This window comes from Kutzneria sp. 744 (genome assembly GCF_000568255.1).
In the GTDB taxonomy this organism is placed as follows: domain Bacteria; phylum Actinomycetota; class Actinomycetes; order Mycobacteriales; family Pseudonocardiaceae; genus Kutzneria.
Genome location: NZ_KK037166.1, coordinates 2,067,551 through 2,092,402, shown reverse-complemented (window position 1 = coordinate 2,092,402; position 24,852 = coordinate 2,067,551). Strand labels below are relative to the sequence as shown.

Annotated in this window: 18 protein-coding genes and 2 pseudogenes; 11 read left to right on the top strand and 9 right to left on the bottom strand. The window is 71.2% G+C overall.

The annotated features are described in order from the left end of the window. Nucleotides 1-335 (bottom strand): annotated as a pseudogene (locus KUTG_RS60935) (hypothetical protein); the annotation flags it as partial. Nucleotides 336-384: 49 nt separating this feature from the next. On the opposite strand from KUTG_RS60935, the gene KUTG_RS09280 reads away from it, so the two are divergent. Beyond that, nucleotides 385-1,062 carry a Crp/Fnr family transcriptional regulator gene (locus KUTG_RS09280; RefSeq protein WP_052394255.1) on the top strand — a complete coding sequence of 226 codons (678 nt, stop codon included), beginning with the start codon at nt 385-387 and terminating at the stop codon, nt 1,060-1,062. On the opposite strand, the gene KUTG_RS09275 is transcribed toward KUTG_RS09280, so the two are convergent. Further along, nucleotides 1,059-1,565: a DinB family protein gene (locus KUTG_RS09275; protein ID WP_043728745.1), complete on the bottom strand. Its 507-nt coding sequence runs from the start codon at nt 1,563-1,565 to the stop codon at nt 1,059-1,061. The two genes, KUTG_RS09280 and KUTG_RS09275, sit on opposite strands and share 4 nt — an antisense overlap. Nucleotides 1,566-1,719: 154 nt before the next feature. On the opposite strand from KUTG_RS09275, the gene KUTG_RS09270 reads away from it, so the two are divergent. The 7 genes from KUTG_RS09270 (at nt 1,720) to KUTG_RS09240 (ending at nt 10,120) form a co-directional block, all read left to right on the top strand. Further along, nucleotides 1,720-2,067, top strand: coding sequence for a hypothetical protein (locus KUTG_RS09270; RefSeq protein WP_052394254.1), 348 nt, complete (start codon nt 1,720-1,722; stop codon nt 2,065-2,067). Between the two features lie 185 nt (nt 2,068-2,252). Continuing rightward, nucleotides 2,253-4,763 carry a hypothetical protein gene (locus tag KUTG_RS09265; protein ID WP_043716375.1) on the top strand — a complete coding sequence of 837 codons (2,511 nt, stop codon included), beginning with the start codon at nt 2,253-2,255 and terminating at the stop codon, nt 4,761-4,763. Continuing rightward, nucleotides 4,756-5,412, top strand: a complete 657-nt coding sequence (locus tag KUTG_RS09260; RefSeq protein ID WP_043716374.1) for an ABC transporter ATP-binding protein — start codon at nt 4,756-4,758, stop codon at nt 5,410-5,412. Before KUTG_RS09265 ends, KUTG_RS09260 begins: the two co-directional genes overlap by 8 nt. Next, nucleotides 5,412-6,038, top strand: coding sequence for an ABC transporter ATP-binding protein (locus KUTG_RS09255; protein ID WP_052394253.1), 627 nt, complete (start codon nt 5,412-5,414; stop codon nt 6,036-6,038). Before KUTG_RS09260 ends, KUTG_RS09255 begins: the two co-directional genes overlap by 1 nt. 10 nt (nt 6,039-6,048) lie before the next feature. Next, entirely contained in the window at nt 6,049-6,861 is an 813-nt protein-coding gene (locus tag KUTG_RS09250) for an SIR2 family NAD-dependent protein deacylase (protein ID WP_052394252.1), read from the top strand. Between the two features lie 13 nt (nt 6,862-6,874). Then, the gene (locus KUTG_RS09245; protein ID WP_043716371.1) at nt 6,875-8,410 is read left to right on the top strand and encodes an AMP-binding protein; all 1,536 of its coding nucleotides are present in this window, start codon (nt 6,875-6,877) and stop codon (nt 8,408-8,410) included. Between the two features lie 393 nt (nt 8,411-8,803). Continuing rightward, nucleotides 8,804-10,120 carry an NlpC/P60 family protein gene (locus KUTG_RS09240; protein WP_043716370.1) on the top strand — a complete coding sequence of 439 codons (1,317 nt, stop codon included), beginning with the start codon at nt 8,804-8,806 and terminating at the stop codon, nt 10,118-10,120. Here KUTG_RS09240 and KUTG_RS09235 read toward each other — a convergent pair. Next, a complete protein-coding gene (locus tag KUTG_RS09235; protein WP_052394251.1) occupies nt 10,057-11,292 on the bottom strand; it encodes an MFS transporter in 1,236 nt (411 codons plus the stop codon). The genes KUTG_RS09240 and KUTG_RS09235 overlap by 64 nt on opposite strands. A gap of 83 nt (nt 11,293-11,375) precedes the next feature. Between KUTG_RS09235 and KUTG_RS09230 the strand changes: the two genes are divergently transcribed. Continuing rightward, nucleotides 11,376-12,296 carry a LysR family transcriptional regulator gene (locus tag KUTG_RS09230; RefSeq protein WP_043716369.1) on the top strand — a complete coding sequence of 307 codons (921 nt, stop codon included), beginning with the start codon at nt 11,376-11,378 and terminating at the stop codon, nt 12,294-12,296. Here the strand turns inward: KUTG_RS09230 and pntB are convergent. The 6 genes and pseudogenes from pntB to KUTG_RS09200 form a co-directional block, all read right to left on the bottom strand. Beyond that, entirely contained in the window at nt 12,293-13,669 is a 1,377-nt protein-coding gene (pntB, locus tag KUTG_RS09225; protein WP_043716368.1) for a Re/Si-specific NAD(P)(+) transhydrogenase subunit beta, read from the bottom strand. The genes KUTG_RS09230 and pntB overlap by 4 nt on opposite strands. 3 nt (nt 13,670-13,672) lie before the next feature. Then, nucleotides 13,673-15,202: a Re/Si-specific NAD(P)(+) transhydrogenase subunit alpha gene (locus tag KUTG_RS09220; RefSeq protein ID WP_043716366.1), complete on the bottom strand. Its 1,530-nt coding sequence runs from the start codon at nt 15,200-15,202 to the stop codon at nt 13,673-13,675. Nucleotides 15,203-15,369: 167 nt separating this feature from the next. Continuing rightward, a complete protein-coding gene (locus KUTG_RS09215) occupies nt 15,370-16,572 on the bottom strand; it encodes an MFS transporter (RefSeq protein ID WP_052394250.1) in 1,203 nt (400 codons plus the stop codon). Between the two features lie 64 nt (nt 16,573-16,636). After that, nucleotides 16,637-19,057, bottom strand: coding sequence for an ATP-binding protein (locus tag KUTG_RS63350; RefSeq protein ID WP_232240724.1), 2,421 nt, complete (start codon nt 19,055-19,057; stop codon nt 16,637-16,639). Nucleotides 19,058-19,184: 127 nt separating this feature from the next. Continuing rightward, nucleotides 19,185-20,195, bottom strand: a pseudogene (locus KUTG_RS66065) (BTAD domain-containing putative transcriptional regulator); the annotation flags it as partial. Nucleotides 20,196-20,232: 37 nt separating this feature from the next. Then, entirely contained in the window at nt 20,233-23,772 is a 3,540-nt protein-coding gene (locus tag KUTG_RS09200; protein WP_043716362.1) for a BTAD domain-containing putative transcriptional regulator, read from the bottom strand. 233 nt (nt 23,773-24,005) lie between these two features. Between KUTG_RS09200 and KUTG_RS09195 the strand changes: the two genes are divergently transcribed. Further along, entirely contained in the window at nt 24,006-24,344 is a 339-nt protein-coding gene (locus KUTG_RS09195) for an ArsR/SmtB family transcription factor (protein WP_043716361.1), read from the top strand. Next, entirely contained in the window at nt 24,341-24,811 is a 471-nt protein-coding gene (locus KUTG_RS09190) for an SRPBCC family protein (protein WP_043716359.1), read from the top strand. The genes KUTG_RS09195 and KUTG_RS09190 overlap by 4 nt, the downstream gene beginning before the upstream one ends. Nucleotides 24,812-24,852 lie beyond the last annotated feature (41 nt).

Sequence of the window (24,852 nt, the reverse complement as noted above, 5' to 3'; positions counted from 1 at the left end):
TGCCCGTGGTGCAGGGCCACCCGCAGGCGGATCTGCGCGCCGTCGGCGTAGCGGCTGTTGTGCTCGCGCAGCAACATCTCCAGCTCCTGCGGCAGCTGCCGGACCAGGCGGCTCTCCGGCACCTCGGGCGCCAGGAAGACGACCATGCCGTCGCCGGTGTCGTTGTGGTACCCCGCCTCGTAGTCGTGCCCGAGGGCGCCGAGCGTGGCGGTCAACATCTCCCGCACACCGGCGCGCACCACCCGGCGGTGGTCCTCACTGCGGTGGCCACCGCTGAAGCTCTCCACATCGACCACCAGGATCGCCCGGTACACCGAAGGCTGACGCTCTGACATGCGTGTCGTGCCCTCCCAGCAACTACTCTTGCCGAACACCATAGGGGAGGTGATCGCGCTGACCGGTCCGGCCGGCACGTTCTGGGGGCGGCTGACATCGGCCGAGCAGGCCGCGTTCGCCGCGGCGGCCACGCGCAGCCGGTTCGCGGCCGGCGAGGTGATCGTCGGCCAGGGGGAGCAGACCAAGCAGGTGTACGTCGTCCTGAGCGGCCACATCAAGGTCATCGCGGGGGCAGTGGCCGGGCACGGCGTGATGCTGGCCGTGTGCGGGCCGGGGGAGGTGCTCGGCGAGCTGTCGGCCATCGACGGCCGGCCGCGGTCGGCGACGATGACCGCGATCGACGCCGTCGATGTGCTGCTGCTGCCGGCCGTGCGCCTGGAGGGTCTGTGCGACGCGCACCCCAAGATCGCCTGGTCGCTGCTGGAGGTCATCGCGCGGCGGTTGCGCGAGACCGACCAGCAGCGCGCCGAGTACGGCGGCGGCAGCACCATGCAGCGGGTCGTGACGCTGTTGCTGGACCTGGCCAACCGGCTGGGCAAGCTGGCCGCCGACGGCGTGCACATCGCCTCGCCGTTCACCCAGCAGGAATTGGCGGAAACGGCCTCGACGTCACGGGAATCGATGGCCCGGGTGCTGCGTGAGCTGCGTGAGGAAGGGGTCATCACCACCGGTCGGGGGCATTTCGTGATTCACCGGATGGAGCGCCTCCGCGAACTGGTGCGCTAGACCCCGGTGACCCCGTCCACGGCCTCCCGCAGCAGGTCGGCGTGCCCGTTGTGCCGGGCGTACTCGTGAATCATGTGATGCATCACCAGCCGCAGTGACACGTCCTCCTCCCAGCGCGCGTTGTAGGCCGTCACGTCCAGGGATTCCGCCTTCTCCTCGATACGCCGCGATTCCGCGACCTCCGCCTCCCAGGCGGCGAAGGCCTCGTCCCGAGTTGCGCCGGTGGCGTCGTAGGCGACCTGGTAGTCCATCGAGTCGGAGTGCACGAGGCCGATGGCCTCGCCGTTGATCACGATGCGGAACCACGTCCGCTCGACCTCGGTCATGTGCCGCACCAGTCCCAGCAGCGACAGCGTCGACGGTGGACTGGCCTGGCGGCGCAGCTGCTCGTCGGTCAGGCCCTCGCACTTGAGGGCAAGCGTGGCGCGGTGGAAGTCGAGGAAGGCCCGCAGCGTCTCGCGTTCGTCGCCGCGCAGGGGTGGGCCGATGCGTTCGGATGTCACCGGGACAGCGAACCACAGGTGTCCGCCATGCAAGTGCACGGCGAAATTTCCCGGTGGAAGTTCCGTTGTGTGTCATGTGACGCAGAACTCGGTCGGTCACCGGTCTACAAAGGTGGTATCTGCCTGATCGGGCAGGTAGAGGAGGGGACCAGAGATGAACAAGCAGAACGAGGAGCGCCGGCCGTACAACCGAGTCTTCACCCGAGTCGTCCTGACCGTCTTCTTCACCGCGGTCCAGCTCTGGGCCATGGTGGTCCTGCTGACCCAGCTCCACGTCGGCGGCGTGGTAGCCGTGGCCCTGGCCGCCGTGATGGCCGCGGGCGTGCTGGCCGCGATCTACGGCTGGCAGGAGGTCCGCACGGCCAGCCGCCAGCAGGTCGGCGACGACGAGCTGTCCGAGCGCGTCCGCCTGACCAGGGACAACACCCGGTTCCTCGACGACTTCTACCCGATCGAGCAGCGCCAGCGCCGGCGGGACGAGCGGGACAAGATCGCGGTCTGAGGGGGCCGTGGACCGGGGGTGAGCAAGGCGCAAGGGGGAGGACCGCCCGTCCCGCCGTCGGGGTGCGGGGCGGGTGCGCCGAAGATGAGCCGTGGCGCTGCCTGGCAGGGGCAGGAAGCGCCACGGTTCATTCCTTTTCGGCGAAAGCTCGACATGAACACCCGCCGCGAGGTTAATCTCCGCCAATGCAGCTGCCGTGGCGGACTTCCGCTCGCACCGGCCTGAGCAGCGGCAGTTCCGTCGTGGTGGCGACGGTGACCGGTCTGCTCCTGGCCTTCGTCGCCGCATCGGCCGTGTTGTGTGCGGTGAGCACCGGCAACGCCGCGCTGAGTTACCAGGTCGGCCGCACCTGCCCGCAGTCGCTGGCGGCGTCGGTCAACGGGCTGGCGGCGCCGTCCGACCAGGTGGCGCGAATCGACCAGGACGCCAGGGAAGTGGCGCGACAGCAGGGTTTCCCGCAGACGCTGTTCGGCGCGTACACCCAGCCCACCCGCCTCGTCGTCGGGGACCAGCAGACGCCGTACCTGCGGGTCGGCTACCGCGACGACGCGATCCCCAATCTGCACGCGATCCAGGGCGGCGCGACCAACGGCACATGGCCGGCGCGGACCCCCGCGCACGACGGCCATCTCGGGCTGGGCCCGCTGGGCAGCGAGATCCCGCCGGTGACGGCGATCTACCAGGACCTGACCGAGCCGGTCGCGCCGTTCTGGTGCTCCGAGGTGACCTCGGTCGTGGCCAACCCGCTGGCCGGCGACGGCGGGAGCGCCACGACGGCGTTCCTGCCGTCGCTCGCCGACGTCGCGCGGTTGGGCGAGCGGCTGGACGTCTCGGTGCGCTTCCCGGTGGCCACGCCGAACACGCTGTCGGAGGCCCGGGAACTGGCCGCCCGCAGCGACCGGCTGGCCGACGCCCTGCGCAAGAAGTTCGCCGCCGACGGCCTCACCGCATACGCCCCGGTGCGGCAGTCGTTCGTGGCCCCGCTGGCCGAGGCGGCGAAGGCGCAGAACAACGTCATCGCGTTCGTGCTTCCGCTGACGGCGATCAGCCTGCTGGTCGGCCTGGTCGGCGTCGGCGCGATGGCGGCGCAGTGGTGCCAGCGCCGGCAGGCCGTGCTGCGGCTGCTGTGGGCCCGGGGCAGTTCCCCGTTGGCTTTGGGGGCCAAGGCATTGCTCGAACTGGTCGGCCCGCTGGTGGTCGGCGCGGTCGTCGGCCTGGTCGTCGCCCGGTTCGCACTGCCTTGGTACGCCCCGGTTGCCGAGCTGGACCCCGGCACGACGACGTGGGCGGCGCTGGTCGTGCTCGGCGTTGTCCTCTGCGCCGCCGCGGTGCTGACGGGGACGGCCGCCCTGCGGACGCACCGCATGTTCCAGGCGCCCCGCCGCCGGCGGATTCCCCGTGTGCTGCGGCTGATCCCGTTCGAGCTGCCGGTCGCGGTCGCGGCGGTGTTCTCGGGCCTGAGCCTGACCCGGTCGGTGCCCTCGACCGGCGGCGCCACACCGCCGCTGGACGCCTTCGCGCTGGCGTTCCCGGTGTTGGTGGTCGTGGTGATCGCCGGCGTCGCCGCTCGGCTGGGCCGGCTGCTGCTGGTGTGGTCGCACCGGTTGAACGTGTGGTCCCTGCCGTCGGTGCAGCTGGCCGTGCGTCGGCTGGCGGCGGCCAGCACCGCGGCGACGGGTGTGGTGCTGGTGGGGGTTTTGGCGGTCGGCACGCTTGCCGTCGGCAGCAGTGTCAATCACGCCGAGCAGAACGCCTTGGCCAGCAAGTCCGGCAACAAGATCGGCGCGACGACGTCGGTGCAGATCTCCACCTCGTTCGGGCAGAGCAAAGAACCGCTGCCGGCCGCGGTGGCCGCGCACGGCACCGTGGTCGGCGTGGTCGACCGGGGCGTCAGCAACATGGTCGCGGTCGACCCGGCGACCTTCGCCAACGGCGCGTGGATCGACCCCGACCGCCGCACCGAGATGCTGGACCTTGTGAGTCAACTGGGCCATGGCGCGGCGATCGCGGTGGGCGGGGCCAAGATCGGCTCGTCGATCAGCATCCCCGGGTTCGCGCCGCTGCACACTATCGGGCAGCTGCCGGTGTTTCCCGGTATGCCGTACAACATCGGCTACGTGACGGCGCGGTCGGACAACACCACCGCGTCGGAGGTCAACTCGTTCTTCCTGTGGTCCAGCCAGGACTCGACGACCGTGCTCAACCAACTGGCCGCCGCGCACATCGACCACATCAGGTACCAGACGACCGACATGGCCCTGGACGCTCTGCCCTTCTACACCGTGGCTTGGACGTTCGGCTACATCGCCTCGGTCGGCGCCCTGCTGGCGGTGATCGCGGCGGCCTCGCTGCTGCTCGCGGTCGGCGCACGGCGCAAGCAGACGGCGTTGTCGGGCGCGCTGGCGACCCGGATGGGGTTGCGGCCCAAGACATTGGTCGTCAGTCACCTGCTGGAGTTCGGCGCGGTGGCCGCATCGGTGTTGGCGGCCGGCGTGACGGTCGGGCTCGTCGTCGCCGCGTTCTCCTTGCCACGCCTGGATCCCGCGCCCTGGCTGCGGCCGGTGTCGGTGCTGCCGGACTCGGTGATGTTCGTGCTGGTCGCGGTGGCGATCGGGCTGGCGGTGGTGGCCGTGGCCGGATGGATCGCGGTGCGCGGGGTGCGCACCGCCCGAGTCGGGGAGCTGATCCGTGGCTGACGTCCTTGCCGCGCAAGGGGTTGGCGTCGACTATCCGACGCCGGCCGGTGCCGTGACGGCCATCGACGGCGTCACGGTCGCGGTGCCCGACCAGGGCATCACGGTGTTCGCCGGGCCGTCCGGCTCCGGCAAGTCGACGCTGCTGCGGGTGCTGGCCCTCGTGGAGCGGCCGACCCGGGGTGTGGTGGAACTGAGCGGTGAGACGGTGAGTACCCGCTCGCACCGTCAACTCCGCGCTTTGCGACGCCAGACCATCGCGTTGATGTTCCAGAGCCCGCTGGAAAACCTGCTGCCGGAACTCACGGCCGCGCAGAACGTGATCGCCGCGGCGCAGAGCGCCGGCCAGGCCCCCGATCTCGAACTGCTGGGTGTCGTCGGCCTGGACGGCATGGGCGACTACCGGGTGCCGGCGCTGTCCGGCGGGCAGCAGCAACGGTTGGCGCTGTGCTGTGCGCTGGCCCGCGATCCGAAGGTCGTGCTCGCCGACGAGCCCACGTCGCAGCTGGACGACACCTCGGCCGGGCTGGTGCTGGAATCGCTGAAGGTGTTGGTGGACCGGGGAGTTCCCGTCGCCGTGGCCTCCCACGACGACCGGGTGATCGAACTGGCCGACCGTGTCGTGCGCATGAGATCTGGGCGGGTGGCGTGATGGCGTTGGTGGCCAACGGGATCGGCCGGTCCTTCCGGCAGGTCGAGGTGCTGCGCGGGGTGGACCTCGCGGTGGCGCCGGGGGAGTTCGTCACGATCGGCGGGCCTTCCGGCTCCGGCAAGAGCGCGCTGCTGTCCATTCTGTGCGGCTTCGACCGGCCGGATGTCGGCAGTGTGCTGATCCGCGACGTGGTGATGGACGGCGCGCCGAGCTGGCAGCGATGTGCCGTGCTGCCGCAGGCCCTCGGGCTGGCCGGCGAGCTCACCCTCGCGGAGAACACGGCGTTGCCGTTGCTGCTGACCGGATCGCCCGACGCGCGGGCGCGCAGCGTCGCCGTGCTGACCGAGCTCGGCATCGGCGAGCTCGCCGACCGGTACCCGAACGAGGTGTCCTACGGCCAGCAACAGCGGGCGGCGCTGGCCCGGGCGATCGTCGGGCAGCCGGACGTGCTGCTGGCCGACGAGCCCACCGCGCACGTCGACCACGCCAGCGCCGAGGTCGTGCTGACGGTGCTGCGCCGGGTGGCGGATCGCGGCACCGCGGTGATCGCGGCGACCCACGATCCCCGCGTGCACGCGGTGGCCGACCGCCAGCTCCGGCTGGACAAGGGCCGTCTTGTGCCGTAATCAGGAATGTATGCAGGGCCAGGAAGGCATGCGGGAGGCGATGCGGATCATCGGCGGGGCCCGGCGCATCACCGTGCTCACCGGGGCCGGTGTGTCCACGGCGTCCGGCATTCCCGACTTCCGCGGGCCGAACGGCGTGTGGACAAAGGATCCCGAGGCGCAGCGGCTGTCCTCGCTGCCGGACTACCTGGCCGATCCCGAGGTGCGCCAACAGGCCTGGCGCAGCCGAGCGGTGCACCCGGCCTGGACCGCCGAACCCAACGCGGCGCACCGGGCGCTGGTCGACCTGGAGCACTCGGGGCGGCTGCGGGCGTTGCTGACGCAGAACATCGACGGCCTGCACCAGCGGGCCGGCTCCAGCCCGGACCTGGTCGTGGAGCTGCACGGGTCGCTGACCGAGACGGAGTGCCTGAGCTGCGGCGACCGTCGCCCGATGAGCGAGGCCCTGGCCCGCGTCGCCGCCGGCGAGGCCGATCCGCCGTGCGTGGTGTGCGGCGGGATCATCAAGTCGGCGACGATCTCGTTCGGGCAGGAACTCGACCAGGACGTGCTGAGGCGAGCCCAGCGGGCGGCGCTGGACTGCGACCTGTTCCTCGCCGCCGGCACCTCGCTCACCGTGCACCCGGCGGCCGGGCTGGTCGGGCTGGCGGCCAAGGCCGGCGCGCAGGTGCTGATCTGCACCGCCGAGCCCACCCCCTACGACGACATCGCGACGGCGGTGGTGCGGGAGCCGCTGATCGAGTCGCTGCCCGCGCTCGTGGCCGCTGAAACGATCGAGCCCAAGGGGCGCCTGTCGACGTGGGGCGATCCGGCCACTTGGTAGCTAGGCTGCTGTGATGCGGGTCCCACTCACCGTCAGTGACTTCCTGGACCGTGCAGCGACGGTCCTCGCCGACAGCGTCGCGATCGTGGACGAGCCGGCCCAGCCGGCCGATCCGGTCGCCACCACCACCTACCGCGAGTTGGCCGGGCGGGTCCGCGCCTGGCAGGCCGGCCTGGACCGGCTCGGCATCGGCGAGGGCGAGCGGGTCGCCGTCGTCAGCCACAACTCCGCGCGGCTGATGGAACTCCTGCTCGCCGTGCCGGCCAGCGGACGGGTCTGCGTGCCGGTCAACTTCCGGCTCAGCGCCGCCGAGATCGGCTACATCGCCGAGCACAGCGGCGCGTCCGTGCTGCTGGTCGATCCCGAGCTGGACGAGTCGCTCAAGGCGGTGACCGCGCCGCACCGGTTCGTGCTCGGCGCGGAGACCGAGCAGCTGATGCTGCCGGACGTCGAGCCCCGGCCGTGGTCGGAGCCGGACGAGGACGCCACCGCGACGATCAACTACACCTCCGGCACCACCGCGCGGCCCAAGGGTGTCCAGCTCACGCACCGGAACATCTGGACCAACGCCGTCACTTTCGCGATGCACACGCGGGCGTGGGAACGCGACGTGTACATGCACACCCTGCCGATGTTCCACTGCAACGGCTGGGGCATGCCCTACGGACTGACCGGCGTCGGCGCCCGGCACATCGTGCTGCGCAAGGTCGACGGGGCCGAGATCCTGCGCCGGGTCGAGGACCACGGCGTGACCCTGATGTGCGGCGCCCCGGCCGTGTGGAACGCCGTGCTGGACGCCGCCCAGACCTGGACCGGCGAGATCCCCGGCCGGGACAAGGTGCGCATCGTCTGCGCCGGCGCCCCGCCGCCGACCCGGACCATCGCCCGCGTGCAGGACGAGCTGGGCTGGGAGTTCCTCCAGATCTACGGCCTGACCGAGACCTCCCCGCTGCTCACGTTCAACCGGACCCGGCCGGAGGACCTGGATCTCCCGCCGCTGGAGCGCGCCGCCAAGCTCTCCCGGGCCGGCGGCCCCGCCCTCGGCGCGCGGATCGCCATCTCCGACAGCGGCGAGGTGCTAGCCCGCTCCAACGTCGTGCTGGCCGGCTACTGGCAGAACCCCGAGGCCACCGCCGACGCCCTGGAGGACGGCTGGTTCCACACCGGCGACGGCGGCTCCATCGACGAGGAGGGCAACGTCGTCATCTCCGACCGTCGCAAGGACGTCATCATCACCGGCGGGGAGAACGTGTCGTCCATCGAGGTAGAGGACTGCCTGTTCAGCCACCCCGCCGTCGCCGAGGTCGCCGTCATCGGCGTGCCCTCCGAGAAGTGGGGCGAGACCATCAAGGCCCTCGTCGTCCTGGCCGACGGCGCCTCGGTCGACGAGGCCGACCTGATCGCCCACTGCAAGCAGCGCCTGGCCGGCTACAAGGCCCCCACCTCGGTGGAGTTCCGCGACTCCATCCCCCGCACCGCCACCGGCAAGATCCAGAAGTACAAGCTCCGCGCCCCCTACTGGTCCGCCCACACCCGCCAGGTCAACTGACCCCCGCGAGTCACGCTCTCGGACCCACCGAATGTCGGTTTCGGGCACACCCACTCCCGCGAGTCCCGCCCAGCGTCACACCGAAACCCGCTCTCCGTCCCCGCGAGTCCCGCTCTCCAGCAGTCATGAATTGGTTTCATGACTGCCCCAGAGCGGGACTCGCGGTGTGACGGGGATAGTTGTGTCCGAAAACGGCATTCGTGCTGCTTGAGGGCGTGACTCGCGGGGATTTTAGGCCATTGGTGTGACACGTGTGGCTGATGATGGGTGAGTTCTACACGGGAAGTGTGGCGCTGGTGGGGTGGGAGTGGCACAGTGACTCGTGCCTGGTTGACGCCGTTCGGCCCATCTGCGCTGCGCCGAACGGACCAGCCTTCGCGAGGAGGTGCGGCGGTGGTTCGAGCAACGGTGCTGGCCGGGGTGGTGCTTGCCGTCCTGGTGGGCGCGGCCGGCCCGGGGAGCGCGGGGCCGCCGCCGCCGAACAATCCGTCGGACACCGACATCAGCGCCGGCCAGGACGCGGTCCGGGACAAGGCGGCGAAGGTCGGGGACCTGAGCAACCAGCTGGCGGCGGCGGACGCGAAGCTCGCCGACCTACAGGACCAGGTCGAAGCCCGGATGGAAGAGGTCAACAAGGCCCGGGTGGACCTGGAGACCGCGCAGGCGGCGGCCAAGCAGGCCGGTGACGAGGCGGCCGCGGCCAAGCTGGAGTCGGACGCGGCGGCCAAGGCGATGGACGACGCCCGCCGGCGCCTCGACGACTTCGCGGCGGCCAGCTTCTCCCAAGGCAGCGCGGTCGGCGGCTTCTCGGCCCTGTTCGACGCGACGAGCCCGGACAACCTGCTGGCCCGGGTGCAGATGCTCAACGCCGTCAGCGAGTCCGAGCTCAAGGCGATGGACGTGACGCAGCGGGCCGAGGTGGACCGGGCCAACAAGGACTCGGCCAGCCGCAAGTCGTTGCAGGTGGCCAAGGAGAAGCAGGACGCGGCCGACGCGGCCAAGCGCGAGGTGGACGCGGCGATGGCGGCGGCGGTGGCCGCCCGCCAGAGCGAGGCGGCGCAGGAGAAGCAGCTCCAGTCCTCGAAGTCGGACATGGACGCCCAGCTGTCGGCGGCCCAGGCCAACGTCACCGACCTCCAGGCCCAGCGCCAGCGCTACGACGACTGGCAGACCGAGAAGAAGAAGGAAGAGGAAGCCGCGGCGGCCGCCGCGGCAGCGGCAGCGGCTTCCCGCCCGGTGGCCAACCGCCCGCCCCCGCCGCCCCGCCCGGTGCCGGTGGCGGCCGCGGGACGGGCGGCGGCGGTGATCGCCCGCGCGATGGCCGAGCTCGGCATGCCGTACGCCTGGGGCGGCGGCACGCCCAGCGGCCCCAGCCGCGGCATCAGCGACGGCGGCGGCGACGCCGACTACTACGGCGACTACAACAAGATCGGCTTCGACTGCTCGGGGCTGATGGTCTACGCCTTCGCCGGCGTCGGCGTGTACCTGCCGCACTACAGTGGCTACCAGTACTACGCGGGCCAGCACGTGCCGCTGTCCCAGATGGCCCCGGGCGACATGCTCTTCTACGGCAACCCCAGCAACATCCACCACGTCACGATGTACGTCGGCGGGGGCCGCATGATCGAGGCGCCCTACTCCGGCGCCTACGTCCGCGTGGTGCCGGTGCGCTGGGGCGAGATCATGCCGTACGCCACCCGCGTCCTCTGAGGCCGTCGCAGCGTCAACGGCGTGCAGAGCGCCAGCACGCCGGCCACGGCGATGGCCTCGCGCGGCCCGATCCAGCTGGCCAGCAGGCCCCACAGCGCGGTCATCACGGCGATGCTGACCTTGGTGGTCACAGACCACGCCGACAGGACCCGGGCCACGTTGTCGGCCGCGGAGTTCTCCAGCCGCACGGTGGCCGACACCGGGGCGTAAACGCTGCAACACACGATGATCCCGAACTCGACGCCGATCACCAGCAGCAGCCCGGGCAGGCCCGGCCCGACAAAAGCCAGCCCCACCACCCACACCGCCCGCAACGCGCCGCTGGCGAACAACACCCGCTCCGGCCCGATCCGCCGCACCAGGGGACGGGCCAGGCGTGAGCCCACGAGCCCGCCCAAGCACGGAATCCCGAACGCCAGGCCGTACTGCCACGGCGTGAATCCGAGATCCCCCAGCATCAACACCGCTAACAGCGGCGCCGTCGCCATGAGCAAGCCGTTGTACAGCGCGGCGTTCACGAACAGCGGCTGCAACACCGGATGCCGCACGATGTGCCGCCATCCGTCGAAGATCTCACCGAAGCCGATCTTCCGTGACGCGTTCGGCACCGGCTCGGAACCGTGAATGGCCCGAATTCCCAGCGCCGACACCAGGAAACTCAGAGCATTGGCCACGATCGTCGTCATCGGCCCGAACACGCCGATGGCCAGCCCGCCGGTCGGCGGCCCGACGGCGGTCGCGGCCCAGGACGTGGCCTCGAACCGTCCGTTGGCCTGAAGCAGATCCTCCCGTGGCACCAACGATTTCAGGAACGCCCCGCTGGCCGCCGTGAACACGATGTCGGCCGTGGCGACCACCACCGACACGGCCACCAGCTGCCCGAAGGTCAAGCCGCCCAACAGATACGCCGCCGGCAGCGTCAACAGCGCCGCGAACCGCAGCAGGTCCATCGCCACCATCACCGGCCGCTTGCGCCGGAACTCGACCCATGGCCCCAACGGCACCGCCGCCAGCGCCCCGACCACCAGCCCGGCCGCCGCCAGCAGCGACACCTCGGCCGGCGTGCTGTGCAGCACCAGGATCGCCACCAGCGGGAAAGCGTCGAACGCGAACCAGGTGCCGACGGTGCTGGCCGTGAAAGCCGCCCACAGCCAGGCGAAATCCCTACCCATGGCCAGGATCTTCTCGGTTGCCGGCCGAACGATCAAACAACCCCGACCCGGCGAGCCACAACCGCGAGTTGTAGCCTCGCGCCGTGGACCTCAATGCCGTGCGGACCTTCGTGGTGGCGACCGAAGAGGGCCAGCTCCAGGAGGCCGGCGTCGAGCTGGGCATCAGCCAGCAGGCGGTGTCCAAGCGCATTGCCGCGCTGGAGAAGGAGCTCGGCGTCCGCCTGTTCACCCGCACCGCCCGCGGCATCCAGCTGACCGCCGACGGCCAGGCCTTCCTGCCGCACGCCCGCGCCCTGCTGGACGCGGCCGACCGGGCCGTGGCAGCCGTCCGCCCGGGCGGCCGCCCGCTACGCGTCGACGTGCTCGGCCGCCGCTCGGTCTGTGCCGCCCTGGTGCAGGAATTCCACCGCCAGCACCCGGAATTCGAGCTGGAGGTGGTCACCCTGCCCAACGGCACCGCCGCCACCGCGGCGGTCCGGGCCGGCGAGGTCGACGCCGCGTTCTGCGGGCAACAGTCCCCGCCGCCGGAGGGCGTGCGCACGATGCGCGTCGAGAACGAACCGCTGCACCTGCTGGTCGGCCTGGGTCACGAACTCGCCGCCGCGACCGAGCTGAGGCCGGAAGACCTTGTGGGGCAACGGATCTGGATTCCCGGCATCGTGCCCGGCGCGGAATGGGGCGCCTACTACAAGGAACTGGCCGCCGCGTTCGACCTGTCCATCGACGCCGAGGGGCCGAACTTCGGCACCGAGCACATGCTGGACCGGATCGCCGACACGCCGTCGCTCGCGACCTTCTTCGGCACCGTGATCCGGCTGACCCGGGCCGAGGACCTGCGCCTGATCCCGGTGCGCGATCCGACGCCGGTCTACCCGCACTCGCTGATCTGGCGCGCCGACAACCACCATCCCGGCCTGGCCGAATTGCGTAGGCACCTGGACGAAAACTGGCGGTCCAGCCGCCGCGAGGACGTCTGGACCGCCAGCTGGGCCACCGAAGGCTAGAGGGCGCGGACGATGTCCTCCACCCGCTCCTTGGCGTCGCCGAACAGCATCTTGCTGTTGTCCTTGAAGAACAACGGGTTCTGCACGCCCGCGTAGCCGACGGCCATCGAGCGCTTGAACACGATCACGTTCTGCGCCTCCCACACGTGCAGCACCGGCATGCCGGCGATGGGGCTGCCGGGGTCGTCGGCCGCCGGGTTGACCGTGTCGTTGGCCCCGATCACGAGCACCACCGACGTCTGGGGGAAGTCGTCGTTGATCTCGTCCATCTCCAGCACGATGTCGTACGGCACCTTGGCCTCGGCCAGCAGCACGTTCATGTGGCCGGGCAGGCGGCCGGCCACCGGGTGGATGCCGAACCGCACGTCGATGCCGCGTTCGCGCAGCTTGCGGGTCAGGTCCGCGACGGGGTACTGGGCCTGGGCCACGGCCATGCCGTAGCCGGGCGTGATGATCACCGTCTCGGCGTCGCGCAGCAGCTCGGCGGTGTCGGCCGGCGTGATCTCGCGGTGCTCGCCCTGCTCGATCGCCGCGAACGTGCCGGACTCCACGCCGAAACCGCCGGCGATCACCGAGATGAACGACCGGTTCATCGCCTTGCACATGATGTACGACAGGTACGCACCGGAGGAACCGACCAACGCGCCGGTGACGATCAGCAGGTCGTTGTTCAGCAGGAAGCCCGATGCCGCCGCCGCCCAGCCGGAATAGCTGTTCAGCATGGATACCACGACCGGCATGTCGCCGCCGCCGATGGACGCCACCAGATGCCAACCCAGCAGCAGTGCGATCGCCGTGACCGCGGCCAGCAGGACGACGTTCGGCGTGATGACGAAGAACACCGTCAGTACGACAAAGGCCACCAGCGCGGCGAGATTGAGGAAGTGCCGCCCCGGCAGCATCATCGGCGCCGACTTGATGCGCGCCGACAGCTTGAGGAACGCCACGATCGAGCCGGTGAACGTGACCGCGCCGATGAACACGCCGATGCACACCTCGGCGTGGTGGATGCCCGGCAGCGCGCCGGCATCGGCGTCCAGGTAACCGTTCCAGCCGACCAGGACCGCCGCCAGACCGACAAAGCTGTGCAGCAGCGCGATGAGCTCCGGCATGCCGGTCATCTCGACGACCCGCGCCCGCCACAACCCGATGCCGCCGCCGGCCGCCATCGCGACGATCAGCAGCACGATGCCGATGACGGCCATTCCCTGCAGCGCCAAAACAATGGTCGCGATCAGCGCCAGCGCCATGCCCGCGATGCCGAACAGCACGCCGTTGCGGGACGTCTCGTGCTTGGACAAACCGGCCAGGCTGAGCACGAAAAGCAGTGCTGCGACGAGGTATGCGGCCTGCGCCGCCGTTGCCACGGTCATGGGTCAGCTCCTCGAGAACATGCTGAGCATGCGCCGGGTGACGGCGAATCCGCCGAAGACGTTGATACTGGCCAACAGCACCGCCACGGCGGACAGCACCGTGACGGCGACCGTGCTGTGCCCGATCTGGAGCAGGGCGCCGACCACCACGATGCCGGAAATGGCGTTGGTGACCGACATCAGCGGCGTGTGCAGGGCGTGGTGCACGTTGCCGATCACGTAGAAGCCGATCACCACGGACAGCGCGAACACCGTGAGGTGGCCGATCAACTCGTTGGGGGAGAAGCCGACCAGCAGGAACAGTGCGATCGCCGCGACGGCGACCACCAGGTGCCGGGCCCGCTTCGGCTGGTCCTTCTTCTGCGGCGCAGGCGTTTTCTCCGCCTGCTGCGGTGGCGCCGCGCTGACGCTGATCTTGGGTGGCGGCCAGGTCGTCTCGCCGGCGCGGACCACGGTCACGCCGCGCAGCACGACGTCCTCGAAGTCCAGCACCACTTCGCCGTCCTTGCCCGGCGTCAGCAGCTTGAGCAGGTTCACCACGTTCGTGCCGTACAGCTGCGAGGCCTGGGCCGGCAGGCGGCCGGCGAGGTCGGTGTAGCCGATGATCGTCACGCCGTTGGCCGTGACCACCACTTCGCCGGCCACGGTGCCCTCGACGTTGCCGCCCTGCACGGCTGCCATGTCGACGATCACGCTGCCGGGCCGCATGCTGGCCACGTGCTCCTTGGTCAGCAGTCGCGGCGCGGGCCGGCCGGGGATGAGCGCCGTGGTGATGATGATGTCGACATCCCGGGCCTGCTCGGCGTAGATCTCCGCCGCGCGCCTGTCGTACGCCTCCGAGGTCGCCTTGGCGTAGCCGTCGGTGCTGGCTTCCTGCTCGACGTTGACGGCCAGGAAGTCGCCGCCCAGCGACTTCACCTGCTCGGCCACCTCCGCGCGCGGGTCGGTCGCCCGCACGACGGCGCCCAGGCTGTTGGCCGCGGCGATCGCCGCCAGGCCGGCCACACCCGCCCCGGCCACCAGGACCTTGGCCGGCGGCACCTTGCCCGCCGCCGTGACCTGGCCCATGAGGAAGCGGCCGAAGACGTTGGCCGCTTCGATCACCGCCCGGTAGCCGGCGATGTTGGCCATGGAGCTGAGCACGTCCAGGGACTGGGCGCGGGAGATCCGCGGCACCGCGTCCATCGCCAGCACGGTGATCGGGCGCTCGGAGAGGGTCTGGACCAATTCAGGCCGTAACGCCGGGCCGATCATGCCGATCAGCGTCGCGCCGTCGTGCAGCGCCTCGATCTCCGGCTCGGTCGGCGGGTTCACCTTGATCACGACATCGCCCGCCCAGGCCTCGCCGTGGCCGGCGATTCGGGCCCCGGCCTGCGCATACGCCTCGTCCGGGAAGCTCGCGGCCGCCCCGGCGCCGGTCTCCACGAGCACCTCGTAGCCGAGGGCGGCCAGTTGGCGCACGGTCGCCGGTGTGGCGGCCACCCGCGTCTCGCCGGCGGCCGACTCGGTGACCACGCCCAGTGTCCGACCCATCACGGCTCCCGTCTGTGTCGCTGGCCCCCGACTCCATCTTCGTTCACAATGACCGTTCCGCGACTCATTTCGGTTCACACGTGAATCTCGATCGGGAAATGCACCGGATGGCGGAGCGTCTACAGTGCACACGCCAGACTCTATGTGACGGTTGACACAAAAGGTTGTTAGGCCTGTTCGAGCGCGCCGAGCCGCGGCACGAGCAGCAGCGACAGCGCCAGCACCACGCCGCCGATGATGATGGGGGCTCGCACGTCGAGCACCGTGCCGAGCACACCGCTCAGCGCCGCGCCGACCGGTCCGGCGCCCCAGCCGACGAGCCGGTAGGCGCTGGTGACCCGGCCCATCAGCTCGCGCGGGGTGAGCCGCTGGCGCACCACCACCGCCTGCACGTTCCACAGCAGGATGCCGAAGCAGCCGACGGTGTAGCCGACCGCGACCACCGGGATCGACCAGGCGACGCCCGCCACGAGCAGGCCGACGGCCATCATGCCGATGGCCAGGCCCAGACCGGGGCCCAACCGCAGGTGCCGCCGGACCCAGCCGCCGGCCAGGCCGCCGAGCATGCCGCCGACCGCGCCGATCGCCAACACGAGCCCGTAGACCGCCGCCGGGGCGTGCAGGGTGTTCACGATCAGCAGCACGAGCATGGTCAGCGCCATCTGCACGGCCAGGTTGGCCACACCCAGCTCCAACGCCAGCAGGCGCAGGCCCTTGTGCCGCCACAGCCACCGCACGCCCTCGGCGATGTCGGCGCGGATGGTGGTGTTCACCTCGGCGCGGGCCGGCGCGTGTCGGGCGCGGATGGCGAACACCAGTCCCGCCGCCGCAACGAACGTCACCGCGTCGACCAGCAGCGGCGCGCCGGCCGAGAGGGCGAACAGGGCGGCGCCGAGCGGCGGCCCGAGGAACTGGAAGCTGATCAGCTGCGCGGCCTGCAGGCGGCCGTTGGCCTTGGCCAGGTCGTCGGGATCGACCAGGTCGGCGATGAACGGGCCGGAGATGGTGTCGAAGACGGCCCCGGCGCTGCCGAGTAGGAACGTCATGACGATCAGGCCCCACAGCGGCGGCGCGGTCGTCAGGACCCAAACGGCGAAGGCGGCGACCAGCAGGCCGCGGACCAGGTCGATGCGCCACATCAGGTTGCGGCGGTCGTGCCGGTCGGCCAGCGCCCCACCGAGCAGGGTGAACAGCAGGATCGGGACCGTGCCGGCGAAGGTCACGATGCTGACGGCCGCCGCCGTCGGCGACAGCGCCGCCGCGAGCAGCGGCAACGCCGCGGTGCGGATGCCGTCGCCGAGAAGCGAGGTCGACGCCGCCGCCCAGAGCTTGGCGAAGTCGGTGTCGCGAGTGGTGTTCGGCGCCCCCATGACCGGAGACTAGCCGATGTCGTGCCGCGGCGGTTTCCCTTTCGTGCAGCCGAAGCGGCGACGCCTAACCCACGTCGCGCTGCGCCGGGCCTTCCGCTGCGCGGCCGCCGAAACGGGCCGTGGCGCGCCGGGCCGGCCAGGCGGCGCCGAGGGCCTCGTAGCGGCGGACGGCCTCGGCCAACGCCGCCTCACCTTCGCCCCGTCGGCCGGCCGAAGCCAGCACGACGGCGAGATCTTCCAGCGCCTGGGCCAATTCCACCGGCCGGCCGACATTCCGGTAGTGGGCGACGGCCTTGGCCACCTGGGCCGGATCACCCTCGGCCAACCCCTTACAGCGCAACAAAGCGGCGGCGGCACGGGCGGGGGGAGCCTCGCGGGAGGCCTCGCCGGCGCAGATCTCCAGGGCCCGGGCGACGACGGAAGGGGAATCGGCTTGCCGGGCAAGGCGAACGACGTCGGGCAGCCACTGGTGGCGAAGCATCATGGGGGCGTAGCGAGGATCCAGGACGGGTTCCAAGGCGATGAGGGCCTCGTCGATGCGGCCATCGCGCTCGGCGGCCTGGGCTTCGGCCATGAGCAGGAAGTCGCAGTTCTCGCGGTCGGCGGTCGTGAGCATGGGCAGCTCGTCGGCGGCGGCGAGGTGCGCGGCGACCTCGTCGCCGTCGTCACGGAGGGCTGCGATCAAAGCGGCGACGCCATGGGAAAGCAAGAGCATGGGGCTGCTCTCGCGCAGGCCCAGGAAGGCCAGCTCGGGACCGGACTGGGTGATGATGCTCAGCTCCAGCAGGCCATCGCTCCACCGGCCGGCCCAATAATGGTTGACGGCGGTGGACATCGGCAGACCGCCGGGCAGCTGATAACGGTGCACCAAGGTGCGAACGGCCGACAGAGCATGATCGGCGTCGTCGAGGCGGTCGAGGTTCTGGAGGCTGAACACACGATTGTCGAGCAGGCTCAGATGCAGGTGCGCCAGGCTGGCATCGTCGGCGACAACGGCCAAAGCCTCGTCCACGTAACGCAGAGCGGCGGCATGATCGCGGTCGATGGACTCGAACAACCACAGCGCCTGCAAAGCGAAAGCGACGGCGAAGTTGTCGCCGGCCTTCTCGCCACGGTCGATGGCCGCCAGCGCGGTGGCCTTGGCGGAGGCGAACTCCAACAGCCCCATGCCCTCCCGCACGGCCAACAACGCCTGGCACCGGGCCTGCCACACCGCCGAGATCTCGGGCGCCGAAGCGGCTTCCCGCAGCGCCGTGACGGAATGCCCCTCCTGCCCGCGACGGTAGAAGATGACGGCCCGGATCCACTGCATCTCGCCGGCCAGATCGGGATCACGGGTCAGCGCCAGCACCGACCGAACCTCGTCCTCGGGCAGCTCCCCGCGCCAGTACAGCACCCGGGCCAACACGGCGGTCAGGTCCACGTGCCGAGGATCGTCCTGCTCGCAGACGGAGACAACCCTGCGCAACAGGTCCAACCCGATGTCCGGCGCCCGGTGCGCGATCCGCTCGCCGTGCTGGAGCATCCAGTCGATCACCCACGAGTCCACGGCCACCGGAGACGCGACCAGCTGCCGTGCAACGGTTTCCATCGACGCGCCGGCCCGGTCCAGCCGCTCGGCGGCCTGCCGGTGCAACACGGTGCGCACGGTGGGAGAGGTGGCGTCGTAGAGGGCCTGGCGGATGAGGGCGTGCCGGAAGTTGTAGCGATTCCCGTTGGCCAGCAACACCTTCGCGGCGGCGGCCTCCTCCAGCGCCGGCAGCAGCTCGGCGACCGGCCGCCCCAACAGCACGCTCAGGTCGGCCGTCGCGAACTCGGTGCCGAGCAAAGCCGCCCGGCGCAACACTTCCGTGGTGGTAGCGGTGAGGAAGCCCAGCCGGTGCGTCAAAGCCGACGACAGCGAGGTCGGCACCGACACGTCACCGACGGCCGACACCTCGGCCCGGCCGGCCGTCACCTCGACATGGCGGTCCCGGAGTAAGGCGTCGGCCAACTCGCCCACGTACAAGGGATTTCCGGCGGCTCGGTCGGCCAGGCCGAGTAAACCGGAGCCCGGCGTGCCGCCGACGATGCCCTGCAACAGCTCGGCGACCTCGCCCCCGGCCAAAGGCGCGAGCTGAAGCACAGGGCCGCCCTGCTTGGCCACGATGTCCCGAACCCCGTCGAGTACGGCGGTTCGCGGCACCGGGCGCAGCGAGCCGACCAGGAGCAGCGGCAGCGTGGCGGTCTCCAGGGCCAGCCGGCTGAACACCAGCAGGCTGGCCTCGTCGGCCCACTGGATGTCGTCGGCCACCAGCGTGAGCGGGCCCTCGGCGCACATCTCCTGCACGATGGCGACCAGCTCGTTGACCACGGCCAACGTCGGATCGCCGCCGCCGAGCGGATCGCGGCTGGACTGGGCCAGCCGCATCATCTCCGCGACCCGGGCCCGGGCCGGATCGGGCGAATCGGCGTCGATGCCCAGGCAGTCCAGCATGAGCCGCAACGGAATCCACTCTATAAAGAGACAAAGGTGACTGGGCCAGCCGCATCATCTCCGCGACCCGGGCCCGGGCCGGATCGGGCGAATCGGCGTCGATGCCCAGGCAGTCCAGCATGAGCCGCAACGGAAACCGGCTCGCCAGCTCGTCACCCGCGCCCCACACCAGCTGCACGCCGGCGTCCTCGCAGCCGGCCATGCCCGTGGTCAACAGCTCCGACTTGCCGATGCCGGGCTCGCCCTCGACCAGCAGCACGCCGCCCCGGCCGCCGCCGACGTCACGAACCGCCTGGCGCAGCACGGAAAGCTCATGGGTGCGGGCGACGAAGGTCCGCGCCCGGGGGCGGGGCCGCGAGGCCCACCACGCCGGTCGGCGACGGACCGGGGCCGGCGCGGCGACGGTCGGCGCGGCCAGGGCCGGGTCGTTGGTGAGGATCTGCTGCTGGATCTCGGCCAATCGCGCGCCGGGAACGGTGCCGAGCTCGTCCATCAACACCCGGGCCGCCGCACGGAACTGCTCCACGGCGTCGGCCTGCCGACCGACCCGGTACAGCGCGATCATCAGCAGCCCGCGCAGGCCCTCGTGCAGCGGGTTCTCCCGCACGAGCGCGGTCAGCTCGGCGACGAGTTCCGCGTGCTGACCGGCGGCCAGTCCCGCGCCGGCGCGGATCTCCAGCAGGTCGAGGCGGTTGGTGAGCAGCCGGTCCCGCAGGCTGGCCGCCCACGGACCGGGCAAACCGGACAGCGGTTCTCCATGCCACAGAGCCAAAGCGCGGTCGGCGGCCTCGGCCGCGGCCGACTGATCGCCGTCCGCCACCGCCTGTTCGGCCTTGCGCAGCAACGCGTCGAACTCGTGCAGGTCCACATCGGCGGCGTCGACACGCAGCCGATAGCCGGGGCCCTCCGACAGCAGCAGGGAGGAGACGGCGCGGTTGCCGCGATCGGGTTCCAACGCGCGACGCAGGCCGGAAACGTAGGTGTAGACGCTGCCATCGGCCGACGGCGGCGCCTCGTGACCCCAGATCGCGTTGATCAGGTCCTCTCTGGACACCACCTTGTCCGGGCGGGCGGCCAACACCGCGAGCAGCGCGCGCTGGCGCGGGGCCCCGAGCTTGTGCTCGTCCCCGTCCCGTCGGACGAGCACGGGGCCCAGCAGTTCGACCCTCAGTTCCCGGGCCTGATCAGCCACTGCGTTCCCCAGTCTCGATGGGCACGGTCCCCGCCGGCGCCGAATGCCCGGACACCTTACCCGTCAGGGCCGCTCGCGAGTCCACCCCCAGCTTCTGCATGATGCGTGAGACATGGGCCTGCACGACCCGCCGGGACAGCGCCAGCTCGGCCGCGATCTCGGGGTTGGACCGGCCCAGCGCGACCAGCTCCGCGACCCGGACCTCGTCTCCCACCAGGGCGTGCCAGCCGGCGACGGTCGGCTGCCCGGTCGACACGCCGGCCCGCCGGATGCCGAATTCGCGCAGCCGCGACTCCGCGCGTCGGATGTCCCAAGAGGCACCCAGCTCTGCATAGATGAGCAGGGCTTCCCGAAACGTGTGGCGGGCACGGTCGATCTCGCCGCGCCGGGCCAACAGCACGGCGGCGTCCTCGCTCGTGATCGCGAACTCGACGCGCCGGCCGGCCTCGCGGTACCGCTGTGCCACGACAAGGAGCGGCTCCGGGTCCTGGGCGATCAGCGCGGCGCAGCGCTGGGCGGCGTGGAAAGCCCGCGCTGGCACCGTTTCCGCGGCGGCTTCGGCCTGGGCCAGGTGCAACGCCGCCGTGGCGACATCGGGCTCGCCGGCGTCCAATGCGATCCGGGTCAGGTCCGGCAACCACTGGTGCCGCAACGTCATCCGACCATAGGACGTGTCGAGGATCGGTTCGTAGGCCGACACCGCGGCGGCGAGGTCGCCGTCCTGTTCGGCGGCCGTGGCCTTGGCCGCCAGGAAGAAGTCGCTGTTCTCCTGGTCGCCGGGCGCGATCACCGGGTACGACGACGCCGTGCGCAGGTGCGCGTGCAGCTGCTCGGTGTCGCCGCGGTGCCCGGTGATCATCGCCGCGGTGCCGTACTGCAGCAGCGGAACCCGGGACCGCAGGTCGAAGATGGTGATCTCGGGCTCGTCGCCGATGATCGAGTCCAGCTCGGCCAGCGCCTCGTCCCAGCGGCCGAGCCAGTAGTAGTGCACGGCGGCGCCGATGTGGACGCGCCCGGACGGCAGCCCGGTGCGGCGGACCATCGCGCGAGTGCGGGCCACGGTGTCGGTGCCGTCGGTGAGCCGGTCCAGGTTCTGCAGGCTGAACAGCCGCGCGCCGAGCAGGTTGATCTGGAGGTCCACCAGGTGCTGGTTGCCGGTCGCGGCGGCCAGCGCGTTGTTCACGTGCGTAAGCGCCGCGGAGTGGTTGCGGCGCACCGATTCCACGTACCAGAGCTCCTGCTCCGCGGCGGCGATGGCTGGGGCGTCGTTCGCCTCCGTGGCATCGACGAGGGCGGCGCGGGCGGTGGCCTCGGCGGTGTCGAGGTCGTCCAGGCCGGTCCGTTCGAACTGGGCCCGCAGCGTGTCGTGACGGGCGGCCCAGAAGTCCGGCGCGGACGGATCGGCCGCCGCCGCACGGAGATCGGCGATGGCCTGGGCGATATCGCCGCGCCGGTAGGTCAGGCAGGCCAGGATCCAGCGCATTTCGGCGGCGTGGGCCGGATCCCGGGTGATGTCGAGCAGCGCACGGGAGGCCGCCTCGGGCTGCCGGCCCAGCCGGAACTGCCGGCGAACCTGGCTGACCAGCAGGAATTCCCGCTCCTCCGGCGTCGGTGACGTGCTGTCCAGCGCACGGTCCAGCAGCGTCAGCACGAGCCCCGGATCGCGCCCCGCGACCGTCTCCACGTTGGCCAGCAGCCACTGCACCGACCAGGGGTCGAACTCGCCGGCCGCCGCCAGCTGCGCGGCGGTCCGCTCCACCGGGGCCCCGGCGTGGGCCAGGGCCTTGGCCGATTCGCGGTGCAGCGTCGTGCGGACGGCCGCCGGGCGCTCCTCGTACAGCGCCTGCCGCACGGCCGGATCCCGGAACGCCAAACGATTGCCGGCATCCACCAGCAGGCCGGCGTCGGTGGCCTCCTCGACCGCGCCGACCAGGTCGGCGGCGGAGGCGCCGACGATCGCCGCCAGGTCGGCCAGGTCGAACTCGACGCCGAGCAGCGCCGCCCAGCGCAGTCGGTCCAATGCCGTGGGGGACAGGAACTCCAGCCGCCGCGCGGCTACCACGGCCATGGCCCGGTGCGCGTCGAAGCCGCTGGACGGGTCGACGTCGGCGACGCCGTCCACGGTGCGCAGCATGGACTCCCGAACCAGCCCGTCGACGAGTTCCCGGACGTGCAACGGATTGCCGGCGGCGTGGTCGACCAGGCCCCGCAGCACGGTGCCCAGCGACGCCCCGACGATCCGGGCCGCCAGCTCGTGCACGTCGTCCGCGTGCAGCCGGCTGAGGGCCAGCGTGCGGCCGCCGGCCAGGTCCACGTGGTGCGCGGTGGGGTTCGTGCGACGCGCGCCGACCAGCAGCAGCGGAAGCTGCTGGGTCAGTCGGGACAACCGGTGCCACGCCAGCAGACCGGTCTCGTCGAGCCACTGCACGTCGTCGATCACCAGGATCAGCGGCGCCTCTGCACAGGCCTGGTCGACGAACGACAGCAGCCGGCTGATCGGGGCCAGCGGGCCGTCGCCCGACAGGTCCTCACCCAGCGCCCACACCACGCGGCAGCCGGCCACCGGCGCGTCGGCCAGGCCGACCGCCAGCAACGCGGACTTGCCGATGCCGGGCTCGCCCTCGACCAGCACGCAGCCGCCCGCGCCGTCGGCCAGCGCGACCACAAGCGCCCGCAGCCAGGCCACTTCTCGCGGCCGTCCGACGAACTGGGTTGGCACTTCCGGCTGGCGGGTCGCGGGGGCCAGCTGGTCGTGCTGCGTGCCGATGCCGGGGATCGGCACCTTCTGCTGGGCCTGGATTCGGTCGTGGATGTCCTGAAGCACCGGGCCCGGGTCCAGACCGAGCTCGTTGACCAGGACCTCGCGTGCGCTCTCGAACTCGGCCAGCGCCTCGTCGCGGCGGCCGGCCCGGTACAGCGCCACCATCAGCAGGCCGCGCAGGCCTTCCCGGCGCGGGTGTTCCCGCACCAGGCCGGCGAGTTCGGTGATCGCACTGTCCTGGTTGCCCAGGGCCAGCAGCAGCGCGCAGCGGCGTTCCAACGTCGCCAGCCGCAGTTCGGCCAGCCGCGCCCGGTGCAGCTCGGCGAACGGCCCCGACAGTCCCGAGAAGGCCTCGCCTTGCCACAGAGCCAAAGCCGCCGTCACCGACCGCAGCGAGGCGCCGAGATCGTCGGCCGCCGACCGCAGAGCGTCGAACCTCGTGACATCCAGCTGCGTGCGGTCCACGTGCAGCGCGTACGCCGAGCCCACCGACTCCAGCACGTGCTCGGTGGACTGGTTGCTGCCGCGGACCCGCTGCTGGAGGGATCGCCGCAGGTCGGAGATGTACGTGTGCAGGATGCCGACCGCGCGGGCCGGCGGGTCCTCGCCCCAGACGCCGTCGACCAGCTCCTCGCGGGTGACCGCCTTCCCGGCCGCCATGGCCAGGATCGCGAACACCGCCCGCCGCCCCGCCGTGCCGAGATCGACCTCCTGCTCGCCGCGCCAGGCGCGGACCGGGCCGAGCAGCTGGACCCGCAGTGGTGCGGTCACGCCCGAGCGTCCCCGGGTCGTGCTGCGGTGCGACAGTGCATGTGCGGAGTGTAGCCACCGGGGCGGAAATTGCGATCCCGCCGAACAGCGTGATCGGCAGTGCCGCCCGTCACCGCGGTTTCCCGAGCCTGTCTCGGAAACCGCCCGCCCATGTCCACTTCCGCCGTGCCCTTGCGGACGGGGGCCGACGGTGCCATAGTCAACGCATCGGTTGATAAACAGATTGGTTGACAATGGCCCCCGACGAGCAACTGGACCGCGCGTTCGCCGCGCTCGGCGACCCCGTGCGGCGGGCCCTGATCGCCCGCCTGTCGCGGAGCGACGCGACGGTGAACGAGCTGGCCGAGCCGTTCGACATCACCAAGCAGGCGGTGTCCCGGCACATCCAGGTGTTGGAGTCCGCGGGCCTGATCACCCGCAGTCGCGACGGCCAGCGCCGCCCGTGTCACCTCGACGCCGGCGCCCTGGAGCAGCTCACGGCGTGGATCGACACGTATCGGCTCGCGGCCGAAAGCCGGCACCGGCGGCTCGACGCCGTGCTGGAGGCCCTCAAGGAGGAGGAATCGACATGAGCAACCCGACCACCATCACCGCCCAGCCCGGCACCCCGTTCATCGACATCTCGCGCGAGTTCGAGGCCACCCCGGCCCAGGTGTTCCGCGCCGCCACCGACCCCGACCTCATCGCCCAGTGGCTCGGCCCGCGCGAGCTGTCCACGGACGTCGAGGAGTACGACGCGCGCCCCGGCGGCAGCTACCGCTACGTCAACCGCGACGCCGACGGCACCGAGTACCGCTTCCGCGGCGTCTTCCACACCGTGGCGAAGGACGAGTGCGTCGTCCAGACCTTCGAGTTCGAGGGCGCGCCCGGCCAGATCAGCCTGGAGACGGTCACCTACACCGACCTCGGCGGCCGCACCCGCATGCACACCCGCTCCGTGTTCCCGTCGGTCGAGGCCCGCGACGCCATGCTGGCCAGCGGCATGGAGCACGGCGTCAACGACTCCTACGACAAGCTGGCAAAACTCGTAGAAGCCTGAAACCGGACAACCTTTCGGGCACCTGGTGCGTGAACCCTCGG